This is a genomic window from Paraglaciecola sp. 25GB23A, assembly GCF_040012495.1.
GTDB lineage: Bacteria > Pseudomonadota > Gammaproteobacteria > Enterobacterales > Alteromonadaceae > Paraglaciecola.
Map to the genome: position 1 here is coordinate 341,306 of NZ_JBDYKM010000002.1, position 14,576 is coordinate 355,881.

The following is a 14,576-nucleotide window of genomic DNA, read 5'->3' on the forward strand; positions in this document are numbered from 1 at the left end:
CCTTGGCTAATCAATTAGACAAGCTGCTGGCGCACTGGCAGCTATCCAAAGACAGCCAACAATGGGTTCTTGCAACCATTATCAATACGGCAGGCTCTTCCTATCGAAAGGCAGGTGCCATGATGATGATTAATGATCTTGGCCAGTATTTTGGTATGCTCAGTGGAGGTTGTTTAGAATCAGATATTATGCGCCAAGCCAGACGTTGCTGGGAGGATGGTCATAATCGGATTATAAAATATGACATGCGTGAAGAAGAAGATATTGCCTGGCAACTGGGTATTGGTTGTGGTGGTATGGTGGAGATTCTGTTACAGCCAGTGAGTGCAAAAAATAACTATTTGCAGCTAGAGTTGTTAGACCAATGTTTAATCTCTAATCAGAACTGTGGCTATGTTCAGGCCCTAGATACTGCAGAGCCAAATAATCAGGCATTGCCAGATAAAATGCAGTATGAGTTGTTACAAAGTGGTATTCAGCAAAGAGATGAACAGCGTTATTTTGAACAGTTGCTGCGACCTGCTTATTGTTTAGCCGTTTTTGGTGGTGGGCTAGACGCCCGTCCCGTAGTGGCCATGGCAGCAGAGCTAGGTTGGCAGGTCCTATTATTGGATCCACGCACTGGCTATGCTCGCACAGGCTATTTTAACGGTGCTCTGCATACTTACCGTGATACATTTGAGCAATATCAACACGCGGACTGGTTGCAACAGATAGATGCGGCCCTAGTGCTCACACACAATGTAAAATTGGATGCTCAGGCCTTAAAATTATTACAACATAGCCAGACAAAATATGTGGGGTTGTTAGGCCCAAAGCATAGAACTGAGCGGGTGTTAGAATTCCTTAAATTAAGTGTTGAAGAGCTTAATTATCCTTTAGCCAATCCAGTGGGTTTGCGCTTAGGTGGTGAATTACCTGAATCAATCGCCTTATCGATGATTGCCGAAGTCCATGCTTATCTTGAACACAGCGATGGCTTATCAATTAACCACATGCTGGTAAATTAATGATACAAGCGGTAATACTGGCCGCTGGCAATAGTCAGCGTTTTAACGGCATTAAACAGTTAGCCTTGTTGCATAAGCAGCCTATTTTGCAACATGCCATCTTAAGTTATTACGAAAATCAACGTTTGTTAGCGGGTATTAGTGGCTTAACTGTGGTTCTTGGAGCAAATGAGACCCTGATTAAGGCGCAAATTAAACCTATTGTCGATTATTTTTTTGCGTCTAATTGGCAACAAGGCATGGGCAGTAGCTTAGCTGATTTTGTTACACAATTGCATAAAGACACCAGCCATTTATTAATCGGCTTAGGCGATCAAGTTGCCTTGCAAGCCAAGGATATTAAATGCCTGCTAGAGATGCATCAGCATTATCCTAACGCAATTATTAGCGCTAAGTATAATGAAATACTGGGCGCACCGAGTATATTTCCGCGAAAATTCTTTCAAGAATTAGCCTGTTTGCAAGGTGATAAAGGGGCAAAAAGTCTGTTGCTGCAACATCATCAGCAAGTCATTTCTGTTGATCTACCCAGTGCCACCTTTGATATCGACACTCAGCAAGACCTAAGTTGGGCCGAAGAGCATTTGTTAAAGTAGAAGACTCAGCATAAATACAGATATTCTTGATCGCGGCAGGGATTATATTGCAGTCTTATGCTTTAAAAAGTTCAAATCTGCCTTATATACAATGCATGAAAGAAAATAATCGATTTCGCCGTATTTTATTAAACACCCTGTTGCTGGTGTCGCTACTATGGTGTTTAAAGTCAGCCGAACTGCTTTTTCACTGGTCCCTTACTTGGATGGGCATTCACCCTAATACACCGAGTGGCTTGGTGGGGATTTTTACCGCGCCCTTAGTGCACGGTTCACTGGAGCATTTATTTAATAACACCTTACCCTTAATTATTATGGGTACCATGTTGGCTGTGGGTTACCCCAAAGTCTGGTGGCGCGTATTATGTTTGATTTGGCTATTGTCAGGTCTTGGCGTTTGGTTTTTTGCTAGAGAAGCCAATCATATCGGCGCTAGTGGTATTGCTCATGGTTTGTTCTTTTTTATTCTGGTTGCCAGTATGTTTCGGCGCGACAAAAGCTCGGTAGCCATCATGATGATCGTTTTTCTATTATATGGTGGTATGACAATGACCATATTCCCACGGGAAGAGTATATTAGTTTCGAATATCATTTTTTTGGTGCATTAGCAGGCGTTATTGCCGCGTTTTTATGGCGTAGTGTTGATCCCTTACCCCCAGTAAAACAGTATCACTGGGAGCTGGTAAATGAAGATGACCCAGTCATTGGAAATGAATGGCAGCAAGGTCTGGAAGCGGAGCAACAAACTCCACAAAGCAATAACGAAACCGAAAAATCGTAACAAAGAACAATCATTTTAGGGAATACAAGTTTGCAAAATAAAAATGAGTTTAGCCTCTTAGTGCGAGTGCGTTATGGTGAGTGTGATGCCCAGCAAGTGGTATTTAATGCCCGTTATGCGGATTATGTTGACCTTGCATTAACTGAATATATGCGCCACAAGATAGGTGGGTTTCAAACTTTATTAGCCCAAGGATTAGATAATCAGGTGGTCAACCTGAATATGGATTTTCGCTCTTCAGCACGTTTTGACGATGTGCTTGAAATTGAGGTTCAGGTTCTGCATTTAGGTAATACATCCTATCGCTGTGGACTTACTATGCGCCAATATGGCACTAAACAGGTTGTGGTTGAAGCACAGATAACCTACGTTATGGTGGATTCAACACACTTTCAGAAAACTCCTCTTAGCCCTTGGTTTAAGGAGCAATTAAGCGTGCCAAGCGCGCCTGTTATAATCAATCAAGCTGCCATTGACCTGTATTAAAAAGTGTTTACTCGGAGTCTAAAAAGTTAGTGCCTGCTGATGATCTTTAAATAGCAAGCTGAGACTTTGTAAGGTGCCATCCATTCCTGTAAGTTGAGTATGATCAACCATTGCAGTAGGTCCTGCCTGAGAAAATCGTCCATACCCTGCCAATAGACAAAACCACGACACAATTGGGTAATAAGCGGCGATTTGTTGTTGATTAATTTCTTCGATTAAATTGCCGCCTTTATCCCAGCAGTCGAGCAGGGCACGCAGTGAAGCTGATATATCGTCATTTTCTCGATTGTCTTGCCAATATAAACTGTCGTTACGATTATTTATTTTGTAGTGTGCGACGATATAATCTTTTATGCCGTCGAATCGATTATTGATCCGCTGATTAAATTGAACTTGGTGTTGCGAACTAAAGTTGCCGGCTAAAAAAGCACCAACAAATGACTCCACTGTGTGTTGGACCAAATGCAAGGCGGTAGCTTCAAGCGGTTCAATAAAGCCTTGAGACAAACCTACAGCCAAACAGTTGTGTTTCCAATGTTGTGCCAGTCTACCCACTTTCATGCTGAGATGTTTTGCCTCATTTGCATGGTTTAGCATGCCTAAGTGACGCCTTAGTTCGGTTTCTGCCTTGTCAGCATTGCAATAATGACTCGCATAAACATAGCCATTGCCAGTACGATTTGTTAAGGGAATTTGCCATGCCCACCCATTATTGAGGGCCGTCGCTTGTGTTTGTGAAGCTAAGGGCTGCAGTTTTTCAGAGGGTAGGGCAATAGCTTTGTCATTAAATAGCTGATTGTTGTAATTAACAAAGGTGTTACCCAGCAACTTGTCGATCAATAAGCCTTGAAAACCACTGCAATCGATAAAAAGCTCTCCACCTACCTGTCGGCCATCTTCAAGTACCACCTCACTAATATCGTTGTTGGGGTGTTTATTAATCCCGACCACTTTACCTTGCAGATAATCAATACCCTGTTTTAACGCAATTTTTTGTAGATATTGGCCGAGCAAAGCAGAATCAAAGTGATAGGCATAATTTAAACCCAAGGCCGGTGGCTGTTTCACTTTGGGCGACAACCCTTGTTTGGCCAGTTGCGCTGCTAAAAAATAACGATCTGGGTGTGCTTCTGCCATTCGCCCTTGTTGTTTGGCTATACACTGCTGCAAGAAAACGCGTGCCGTATGTTTATCGACTATTGAAGGGAAGGGATGAAAATAATGAGAATTATTTGCCTGACTCGACCAATTATTAAATTGAATACCCACTTTGTAGGTTGCTTGACATGCTGGCATCCATTGCGATTCACTAAGACCCAAAGTAGTAAAGAAATTTTTAAGTTGTGGTGTTGAGCCTTCTCCCACACCAATAGTAGGAATATCAGGACTTTCAATTAACGTGCAATTGAATCCATGTTCAGCAAGGTGATGTTGTAATAAATTGGCTGCCATCCAACCGGCAGTCCCGCCACCCACTATGATAATGTTGCGAATTTCATTGTTATGTTGCAAAGCATTATTACTCAATTAAAGCTCCATCTAAATTTATTGATACATTGTATTAACATTAATTACTAGCAATATATTTGAGTGAATACGTATGCAAATAGTTGTTGATTTAAAGTGACTAAAGGTAGTCTAGCGGCTATTTATTGTTACCCTAAATTAACAAGCAATTTACATTGCTTCAGCTTGTCACTAGATCAGTGGGTGATATGGTTTTGTAAACGTACCTTTTGGTCGTTAGGCGTTAGATTTCAAACTAAGAGAAATATACATGAATAAGTCGCAACCAACGTTGAATTTTTGGCAAATTTGGAACATGTGTTTTGGATTTATGGGGATTCAATTTGGATTTGCTTTACAAAATGCCAATGTAAGTCGAATCTTTGAAACCCTTGGGGCTGATTACAATAATATGGCCGTTCTGTGGGTCGCTGCACCTATCACCGGACTCATTATTCAACCTATTATCGGTTATTTTAGTGACAAAACTTGGAACCGTCTCGGTCGTCGTCGGCCTTACTTCTTGTTTGGTGCTATCGCGGCCAGTTTAGCCTTATTTATAATGCCTAATTCACCTGCACTATGGGTTGCTGCGGGTATGTTGTGGATAATGGATGCGTCTATCAATGTTTCTATGGAACCTTTTCGAGCCTTTGTAGGCGATATGTTGCCTAAAAAACAACGTCCTCTTGGTTATGCAATGCAGAGCTTTTTTATTGGCGTAGGCGCCGTTGTTGCATCATCCTTACCTTGGATGATGACCAATTGGTTTGACGTAGCAAATACTGCCGAGGCCGGCATCATTCCTGAATCAGTTAAATATTCATTTTACGCCGGTGGAACGATATTTTTGTTATGTGTTTTGTGGACAGTTTATTCAACTAAAGAATATTCACCTGAAGAATTAGCTGAATTTGAACAAGCTGAAATCGACATAGGACTGGGCTCGCAAATCGTCAACAATATACGCAGTACCGCCAGTTACTTAAAAGGGGGGGCTTTATTTGCTGCTATCGGACTTGCGCTGGCCATTGTTATTGCGGCCAATATTGAGCGATTAGATAAAAATTTATATATTGCTGCGGGCATGTTGTTGGCCTTTGGTTTTTGTCAACTTATTGCAGCTATGCTGTCGAGCAAAAAATCGACTAATAATGGCTTTTCCGAAGTGATGAACGATTTATTTGCCATGCCCATGGCGATGCGTCAACTAGCGCTGGTACAATTTTTCTCGTGGTTTGCATTTTTTGCCATGTGGATATACATGACGTCCGGCGTCGCTTCCTTTCATTTTGGTAGTAAAGATCCTAGTTCGGTGGCCTACAACGAGGGAGCAGATTGGGTAGGTGTGCTCTACGCGGTTTATAATGGCACCTCTATTTTTGCAGCAATATTAATTCCCGTTATTGTCAAAATGACTAATTTACGCTTTGCCCATTTAATTAACTTAGGTTTGGGTGGACTAGGCTTTATCTCTTTTATCCTGATTAAAGATCCCAAGTGGCTTGTATTGTCCATGGTCGGGGTTGGTTTTGCATGGGCATCGGTATTGTCTGTACCTTATGCACTATTGTCTAATGCCTTGCCGATCAAAAAATTGGGAGTTTATATGGGTATATTTAACTTCTTTATTGTTATTCCACAGATACTTGCAGCGAGTATTCTGGGCTTTTTGGTTACCAAAGTGTTTGACAGTGAACCAATTTATGCCCTAGTAGTTGGCGGTGGTAGTATGCTAATTGCAGGTTTAATGACACTGCGTGTCAAAGTACCCACTGAGCTTTGAGGAAAAAATAATGCAGCAAAAAACAGTAAGCAAATTGGCTATCGCCTTATCCTTTGCACTAAGTGCCTGCGCAGCCACGACCGAGCCAGCAAAAAAACAAGAAATGCAGATGTTTTATGGCTCAGCTCAGCCTTTTACCAAAGAAGCGGTTTATTTTGTTATGACCGACCGCTTTGTTGACGGTGACCCATCTAACAACCAAGAGCAGCAAGGCGGTGACTATCCTACTTTCGGTTTACCCATCAAGGGCGAAAATGGAGAAGTCGCCTATGTGGGCTACATGGGGGGGGACTTTAAAGGTGTGCTAAAGAATGCCGCTTACATTAAGAATATGGGTTTTACTGCGGTTTGGTTAACGCCAATTTTGGATAATCCTGACGAAGCCTTTAGTGGTGGCGAACCGATCACCTTTGGCGGCGCCTTTAAAGATGGCGGTAAAACTGGGTATCATGGCTATTGGGCAAATAATTTCTATCAAATTGATGAACATTTGCCCTCTGAGGGCTTGTCTTACAAACAATATACTCAGCAAATGCGTGAAAATTTTGGCTTAAAGTCAGTGTTAGATATTGTGGCCAACCATGGCACACCTTCATTCTCTATGCCGGTTGATCAAGCCAAGTTTGGTGAGTTATATGATCAAGAAGGAAAACTGGTTGCTGATCACCAAAATTTAGCCACCGAGGATCTCGATCCTAATAATCCATTGCATGACTTTTTCCATAAGTTTCCTGACATAATGCAGTTGTCGAATTTAGATGAAACTAATCCACGTTTGCGTGAATATTTGATTAACTCGTATTTGTATTGGATAGAGCAGGGCGCAGATGCATTTCGTATCGATACCATAAAACATGTGCCCCATGCATTTTGGCGAGAAATGTCAGATAAAATAAGAGCTCAATATCCCAATTTTTTCATGTTCGGCGAGAGTTTTGATTACAATCCTAATTTTCTGGCTCAACATACTCTGCCTAAAAACGGTGGTATCAGTGTATTAGATTTTCCGCAACAAAAAGCCATCGTGTCGGTATTTGAAAATCAAGACAGTGATTTTGCTGAGTTGGAAAAAGTCTTGTTTTTAAGCCACGGACCTTATGAGAATCCTTACGAGTTAGCCACTTTTTATGACAACCATGATATGCCTCGCATGAATGCCACTGACGAGGGTTTTATTGACGCCAACAACTGGTTGTTTACAAGTCGCGGCATCCCAGTAGTTTATCAAGGCTCTGAATTAGGTTTTATGCGCGGAAAAGCCGAACATCAAGGTAATCGAAATTATTTAGGTCAGGAGAAGATTGAAGTAGCCAAACGTCATCCTATTCATGCCGCGTTAAGTCGCATCGCCAATGTGCGCAAGACAACACCGGCCTTGCAAAATGGTTTACAAGTTAATCTAGAACTAGCTGGCAATAAGGCCGCTTTTTATCGCGTCCTGGTTAAAGATGGAGTGTCACAAATAGCCTTAGTATTGCTTAATAAAGGTAATAATGTGGCCGAATTCGAGATTGAAAAATATTTGCAACAAGGACAATGGAAGAGCCAGTTAAGTGATAAAAGTATTAGGGTAAATGACACTACTTCATCATTAGTTAGCCAAGTTGCGCCACATGATGTGCAAGTTTGGCTTTATAATGGCGTCATTACCCAAACTCAGTTGCTAGAACAGCTAAGCGACTTAATGCGCAATAAGTAAATTGAGGCCTCAGAAATTAGCGATTCTGAGTCGCATGCCCACAAGATTGACGTATGACTAAGTCCACAGGCATGAGATATTGTTCTACCTTTTCACCGTTTATCAGCTTGATCAAACTGTGTACTAATATCTCACCTGCTAATTTTGTATTTTGTTGCACTGTGGTTAACGCCGGATTGGCAAAACTAGAAATAGGAATATTGTCATACCCTGCTATCGCTACTTGCTCAGGAATACTAATATGGTGATCTCGCAGTGCGCGCATCGCGCCCATCGCAATTAAATCACTGGCACACACCAAAGCGTCAAAGGACCTTCCGCTTGCCAATAAAGAGCACGTTGCTTGATAGCCAGAATCTTCGGTTGATATGGCATCAATTTGCATTAGCGGATCATGTTTTAAATCAACTTGCTTTAAGGCTTTACTAAATCCAATATAACGGTCAAAAAATTCTGGGCAGTGTTTATCTGCACCGCCAATAAAAGCAAACTGTTTACGACCTAAGTTAATCATGTGGTGGGTTATATCGTAGCCACCTTGGACATTGTCACTGCCAATTGACACACCAGGATGTTCTACATCGTGCGCCCCCCATCTTACAAAGTGGGTTTGTTGTTCCTCTAATTTCGCTAACTTGTCGCGGTAATCAACATAATCACCATAACCTAACAAGATTATGCCATCGGCCTTGTTTGAGTCTTCATATTCAGCGTGCCAATCATCGTTAAGATTTTGGAATGAAACCAAAAGATCATAGCCGGCTTTAGCGCTGGCTTTGGTGATACTGCCTAACATCGATAAGAAAAATGGATTGATCAAAGAATCGTCAGAAGTGGGATCTTCGAATAATAATAAAGCAAGGGTGCCACTTTGTTGCCGGCGCAAATTACTGGCGTTTTTATCCACTTTATAGTTGAGTTCTGCGGCGATGGCTTGGACTTTTTCTCTTGTTTCTTTATTTACCAAAGGACTGTTTCGTAGAGCTCTGGAAACAGTTGATTGTGATACCCCCGCTAAATGGGCGATATCAAAAGAAGTGGCTTTATCTCTCATAGCTATGTGTTTATTTCCTGAAATGCTAGTCGCAGTTACATTGTCATAATGATAACAGTACTTTTATACACCAGCTTAAAACTTACTTCCTTAACATTCGACAAAATGAGCTAAAGATTATGCATTTTTGAGTGAAAATTAAGCAAAAAAAGCCGTGTAAGCGCTTACCAAGATAGCAGCTAAGTTCAGGGTTGAAAAATCCTTATGCAGTCACTCTAACCTGTTATAATATGCGGCCTGTATTTTACTAATCATTGCTAAGAGGACATTCTTAATGGCCGAGACTGACAGTCGTCCGACCAACTTCATTCGTCAAATAATTGATAACGATCTTAAAAGTGGTTTACATACGGTAGTACAAACTCGATTTCCACCCGAACCTAATGGCTATTTGCATATCGGGCATGCTAAATCGATCTGTTTAAATTTTGGTATTGCTCAAGATTATGCCGGCTATTGTAACCTTCGCTTTGATGACACTAATCCTGAAAAAGAAGACATAGATTACGTCAATGCGATCCAACAAGACGTGAGTTGGTTAGGTTTCAATTGGCACGGTAAGGTGCGTTATTCCTCTGATTATTTTAGCCAGTTGCATGCTTATGCAGTTGAACTTATCAGCAAAGGTTTAGCCTATGTTGATTTTTCAACACCGGAAGAAGTCCGCCAACTGCGCGGTTCGTTAAAAGCACCTGGCCAAAATAGTCCTTATCGCGATACACCGATAGAAGAAAATTTAGCTTGTTTTGAAAAAATGAAAAACGGTGAATATCAAGAAGGCCAATGTTTATTACGTGCCAAAATAGATATGTCATCGCCGTTCATGTGTATGCGTGATCCTGCACTGTATCGGGTGAAATACGCCCATCATCATCAAACAGGTGATACATGGTGTATTTATCCTATGTACGACTTTACACATTGCATTTCTGACGCTATTGAAGGGATTACCCATTCACTCTGCACCCTAGAGTTTCAAGATAACCGTCGTTTGTATGATTGGGTTATTAGCAATATCACCATCGAGGCTACACCGCACCAATATGAGTTTTCGCGCTTAAACCTGGAGTACACGGTTTTAAGTAAACGTAAACTTATTCAGCTTGTCGAAGAATCTCATGTGGCAGGGTGGGACGATCCCAGAATGCCAACGATCGCTGGACTGCGTCGTCGTGGTTTTAGTGCAAGTTCAATTGTGGAGTTTTGTAAGCGCATTGGTGTTACTAAGATGGACAATTTAGTTGAAATGTCGATGTTAAATGCCTGCATTCGAGAAGAACTAAATGAGAGTGCTCCGCGAGCTATGGCGGTTCTTGATCCAGTTAAAGTGGTTATTGAAAACTATCCAACTGACAAAGTTGAGACCTTGTTTGCGCATAATCACCCTAATGATGAATCAATGGGTAGTCGAGATATTCCTTTTAGCCGCGAGATTTTTATTGAAGCTGAAGACTTCCGCGAAGAGGCAAATAAAAAATTCAAACGTTTAGTATTAGGTAAAGAAGTGCGTTTACGTAATGCCTACGTCATTAAGGCTGAACGTATTGAAAAAGATGTAGATGGAAATGTTATCTGCATCTATTGCTCTTTTGATGAGCAGACCTTAGGTAAAGATCCCGCTGATGGCCGCAAGGTAAAAGGGGTAATACATTGGGTTTCTGCCGCTCATGGCATAAAAGCCCAAGTCAATCTTTACGATAATTTGTTTTCGGTGGCAAACCCTGCAGCAGAAGACAACTTTCTAGCTACGTTAAATCCTGAATCATTGATAGTTAAACAAGCTGTGGTTGAGCCTAGTTTAAAATCTGCTCATATTGGTCAGTCTTTGCAATTTGAAAGAATGGGCTACTTTAGTCTAGATAAAAGCAGCAGTGCTGACAATTTGGTGTTTAATCGTACTGTTGGATTGCGTGATTCTTGGACTAATACCGATCAAAACTAGTTAATGATCTTAAGGCCTTAAATAGCAAAAAGCAGATCATTAGATCTGCTTTTTTTTATGGCTAAATATTCATTCCACACAAACTATAGATATTAAGCCTGCGCGCGCAAGGTCATGCCTTGTTCGGTTGATAGCTCTGAGTCCATTAAGTATAAGTAATAGGGCATAATATCAGACGGAGTTTTCAATAAACTAGCATCTTCTGCCGGAAACGCTGACGCTCGCATTGCTGTTCTGGTTCCGCCTGGGTTTAGGCAATTAAATCTCATTGAAGAATTTTCATACTCATCTGCCAATACCTCCATCATGCCTTGAGTGGCAAATTTTGAAATAGCATAGGCTCCCCAATAAGCGCGGCCTTTAAGGCCTACACTAGAGGTAGTAAAAATAACAGATGCTGATTGTGATTTTTTCAGAAGTGGCAGTAGTGCCTGAGTTATATAGAATTGACTATTAACATTGACTTGCATGACAGCTTGCCAATCTTCCACTGTGATTTGTGCAAAAGGGCGCAATTGACTGAGCATGGCCGCGTTGTGCAATAGGCCATCAAGTTGACCAAATTGATCTTCAATAGAACCTGCTAATCCAGCGTAATGATTAGGTGTTGCACCGAGTAAATCTAGAGGAACGATGGCTGGTTCACTGCCACCCTCTGCCAAGATTTGGTCGTAGACGCTTTCAAGATTTTTAACGGTCTTGCCTAACAAAATAACACTGGCACCATAACGCGCATATTGCAGCGCAGCTTCCTTACCAATGCCAGCACCAGCACCTGTCACTAGAATAACTTTACCGCGTAAAAAATTCGATTTTGGGATGTAATTAAGCATGAATTTACTTAGTAGATTTTGATAATTTAATAATATCATTGAAAAGCATTGTTTTGCACTTCTCGCTTTTTACAGTTTTTCTTACAGTCTAACTTACAAAGTATTAACAAAGCTTTGCAAAACTCAAATAAAGTCAATAAGATTGGATCATCTTTAACTGGTCTAACTTGTTTGCTGAGATGGTTGCTTCTACTTCCATTAGGTGAGAAGTTTATTTTCCATATTCGAATAATAATTAGGTTATATGCAAGGTTTACGGGGAAACACAATGAAAAAATTACTTTTGAGTTCAAGTATTGCGGCTGTCATCGGATTGACAAGTTGTGGAGGAGGGGATTCAGTTTACGAACTTAATGCCAACACACCTAAAGAAAAACCATTTGCTAGGGTTGTTTTCGATCCTGCAAATAGTGATATAAACGTGCCTAATGACCTGTTGATGATCCCTAACAGTGATTTATTTGACTTTACCTTAGCCACCGAAGGTGCTGCCACTTTCAACCCCGCTAATCCTCAGCATGCTTTAAGTATGTTAGATGGTTGGTCAACCAGTCATCCTTTTCAAATTCGTGTGACCTTACCTACTGGCGTAGATATCAGTGCTGCGTCTATTGGTCCTAACTCAATTCGTATGTTCCAAGCAACCCAAGCCTTAGAAGGGACTAGCGCACAATGTCAAGCGATTGTGGCGCAAGTTCAAGCCCCTGGTATTCCATGTGAACTTGGCGATGAATTGCAATATGGCGTCGATTTTGTTGCAGCCTATACCGCAGGGTCAGGAGCCATATCAGTTGTGCCGTTGAAACCAATGAAATCGGCTCAAGGTTACATGGTTGTGGTCACTTCCGACCTTCAAGACAATGATGGACGGGCCGTACATGGTTCGAGCTCTTGGGAATTGGCGCGCCAAGATATCAATACTTTACCCTTAAGCTCACCAGATCAGTTGCAACTACAAGGTTTGGTTAATTTTATTGTCGATGCTTTGGAGCCAGCCGGTCTTGAACCGAGTGAAGTCTCTTATGCGGCTTATTTTTCAACACAATCGACGACTTCAACCTTAGCAACAATCAAACAATTACAAATTGGTCCTTTCGCGCAAGCTTTACAAGGCGCTTTAGCGTCTGGAGCTAGCATGCCGGCAGCTCAGCAATTTGCTGCCCAATACTTACCAGCCATCGTTGCATCAGCTCCAACTAAAGGCGCAACGGCATTTGAATATTTAGCTCCATTATTATTGCCTGCTGCACAACTTGCGCAATTGCAAGCGGTTGGTTTGGATACTTGCGCCGGCCTAACGGCAACTTTAGCAACCCCAAGTTCGCCTTTATATGCAACGGCAGTGGCAACCTTTAACACTGCTGGCCCATTATGTGCGGCAAAACGGGTTGAAGGCACGATCAACTTACCTTATTACTTAAATCCAACTAACCCTCTAGGGGATTGGTGGAGAGCGGCTTGTACTAGTGGTGCAATGTTGCAAGCAATGGGTGCTGAACAAGTCGGCGCATTAATCGCAGCAGGCGCTGTTGGGCCAAATAATACTCTTTGTCAAGCCGCGTCAGGTGGACAGTTATTCGACTTGAATTTAGCTGTAATCGGTATTGATGACCCACGTAATATTACTAAAGTTAATCCAATCCCCATGGCGCGTGGTCGTAACGTTGACAATCCAGATACTGTTTATAATGAAGCAGGGACTGAAACGCTTGGTGTACAATTTACTATTCCTGATGAAGCGTTAATCGCAAGTTTGTCAGTAGCTACCGGTGGAGCCGTTGCAGCGATAACTAAACCAGAAGGTGGATGGCCGGTTGTTGTCTTTCAACATGGCATTACGGGCAGTAAAGAAAACGTGCTAGCTATGTCGACAGCTTTGTCCTTAGCTGGATTTGCATCTGTTGCCATTGACCACCCCTTGCATGGTGAACGAGAATTTACCTTAGAAAATGGTTCAGTGGTCGGTGCATCAAGTCATTCTCCTACTGATTTTATGAACTTACAAAGCCTACTGACAGCACGCGACAACTCTCGTCAGAGTATTGTCGATACTATGGCCTTACGTGTTGCTTTAAATGCCATTGTTGATACAACGGGCTCACTCGATCTTAATGTCAACGATGTTCATTTTATTGGTCAAAGCTTGGGTGCAATTACCGGTACGGCTGCCGTGGGCATATCCAACGCAAGCTTGCCTGAAAATTTGGCGGGTCTTAACAGTATGTATCACTTTAATTCAGCTGTATTTAACGTACCTGCCGGTGGGATATCCTCATTTTTGTTTGCTTCAGCTGATTTTGGTCCTTTAATTAAAGGTTCATTATTAGCCGCATCTTCTGACGCATTCGTACAATTTTTAACTCAATATGCGACTGAAAATCAAATCCCTGTAAATGATGCAATTCGTCCAGCGTTTACAGCTTTTGAAGCGAGTTTAGGCGCTAGTGATTTAGCTGCTATAAACGCCACATTTGCTGCCTTCGATTTTGCTGCACAAACTATTTTAGACAGTGGAGACCCCATTAATTTTGGTGGACTTACTGCTTCGAATACACCTACTTTGGTGCAATTAGTTGTGGGCGGTGGGACTAATGATGATGGTACGCCGGGGCTAACTGACCAAGTTAACCCTGTTTTTGTGCCAAGTGCTCCGATGTCAGGCGGCAATGCCTTAGCTTCTATCATTATGGGTCTACCTGCTGTTTCTTCTACCACTACTGGTAGCGGTGTTGTTGGGTTTACAGCGGGCGAACATCAATCTTTGTTATTCCCTCAACCGAGTATGGCGACGATGACTGAAATGCAAAAACAAGCGGTTACATTTTTTGCGACTGACGGTCAGAATATCGTCATCAGTGATCCGACGGTGGTTGCAAACTAAA

General features: G+C 41.9%; 11 protein-coding genes. 8 read left to right on the forward strand and 3 right to left on the reverse strand.

Annotated elements, in window-relative coordinates; translation table 11 throughout:
- Positions 1 to 2 precede the first annotated feature (2 nt).
- The 4 genes from ABKW31_RS06820 (at position 3) to ABKW31_RS06835 (ending at position 2,874) form a co-directional block, all read left to right on the forward strand.
- A complete protein-coding gene (locus tag ABKW31_RS06820) occupies positions 3 to 1,010 on the forward strand; it encodes an XdhC family protein (RefSeq protein WP_348615535.1) in 1,008 nt (335 codons plus the stop codon).
- Positions 1,010 to 1,606, forward strand: coding sequence for a nucleotidyltransferase family protein (locus tag ABKW31_RS06825; protein ID WP_348615536.1), 597 nt, complete (start codon positions 1,010 to 1,012; stop codon positions 1,604 to 1,606). The genes ABKW31_RS06820 and ABKW31_RS06825 overlap by 1 nt, the downstream gene beginning before the upstream one ends.
- A gap of 95 nt (positions 1,607 to 1,701) precedes the next feature.
- Positions 1,702 to 2,388 carry a rhomboid family intramembrane serine protease gene (locus tag ABKW31_RS06830; protein WP_348615537.1) on the forward strand — a complete coding sequence of 229 codons (687 nt, stop codon included), beginning with the start codon at positions 1,702 to 1,704 and terminating at the stop codon, positions 2,386 to 2,388.
- A 30-nt stretch (positions 2,389 to 2,418) separates the two neighbouring features.
- Complete coding sequence (locus ABKW31_RS06835) at positions 2,419 to 2,874, forward strand: thioesterase family protein (RefSeq protein WP_348615538.1); 456 nt, start codon at positions 2,419 to 2,421, stop codon at positions 2,872 to 2,874.
- Positions 2,875 to 2,892: 18 nt separating this feature from the next.
- Here the strand turns inward: ABKW31_RS06835 and ABKW31_RS06840 are convergent, their stop codons facing one another.
- On the reverse strand, positions 2,893 to 4,401 hold the full coding sequence (locus ABKW31_RS06840; protein ID WP_348615539.1) for a tryptophan halogenase family protein: 1,509 nt from the start codon (positions 4,399 to 4,401) through the stop codon (positions 2,893 to 2,895).
- Positions 4,402 to 4,651: 250 nt separating this feature from the next.
- On the opposite strand from ABKW31_RS06840, the gene ABKW31_RS06845 reads away from it, so the two are divergent.
- Together ABKW31_RS06845 and ABKW31_RS06850 are read left to right on the forward strand one after the other, a co-directional pair.
- The gene (locus tag ABKW31_RS06845; protein ID WP_348615540.1) at positions 4,652 to 6,166 is read left to right on the forward strand and encodes an MFS transporter; all 1,515 of its coding nucleotides are present in this window, start codon (positions 4,652 to 4,654) and stop codon (positions 6,164 to 6,166) included.
- Positions 6,167 to 6,176: 10 nt separating this feature from the next.
- Entirely contained in the window at positions 6,177 to 7,865 is a 1,689-nt protein-coding gene (locus ABKW31_RS06850; protein WP_348615541.1) for an alpha-amylase family glycosyl hydrolase, read from the forward strand.
- A 16-nt stretch (positions 7,866 to 7,881) separates the two neighbouring features.
- Here the strand turns inward: ABKW31_RS06850 and ABKW31_RS06855 are convergent, their stop codons facing one another.
- Positions 7,882 to 8,919, reverse strand: a complete 1,038-nt coding sequence (locus ABKW31_RS06855) for a LacI family DNA-binding transcriptional regulator (RefSeq protein ID WP_348615542.1) — start codon at positions 8,917 to 8,919, stop codon at positions 7,882 to 7,884.
- 274 nt (positions 8,920 to 9,193) lie between these two features.
- Here ABKW31_RS06855 and glnS point away from each other — a divergent pair, with 274 nt between their 5' ends.
- Positions 9,194 to 10,861, forward strand: a complete 1,668-nt coding sequence (gene glnS, locus ABKW31_RS06860; RefSeq protein WP_348615543.1) for a glutamine--tRNA ligase — start codon at positions 9,194 to 9,196, stop codon at positions 10,859 to 10,861.
- A 92-nt stretch (positions 10,862 to 10,953) separates the two neighbouring features.
- Here the strand turns inward: glnS and ABKW31_RS06865 are convergent, their stop codons facing one another.
- Entirely contained in the window at positions 10,954 to 11,694 is a 741-nt protein-coding gene (locus ABKW31_RS06865) for a YciK family oxidoreductase (RefSeq protein WP_348615544.1), read from the reverse strand.
- Between the two features lie 268 nt (positions 11,695 to 11,962).
- Here ABKW31_RS06865 and ABKW31_RS06870 point away from each other — a divergent pair, with 268 nt between their 5' ends.
- The gene (locus ABKW31_RS06870; protein ID WP_348615545.1) at positions 11,963 to 14,575 is read left to right on the forward strand and encodes a VolA/Pla-1 family phospholipase; all 2,613 of its coding nucleotides are present in this window, start codon (positions 11,963 to 11,965) and stop codon (positions 14,573 to 14,575) included.
- Position 14,576: the final 1 nt, after the last annotated feature.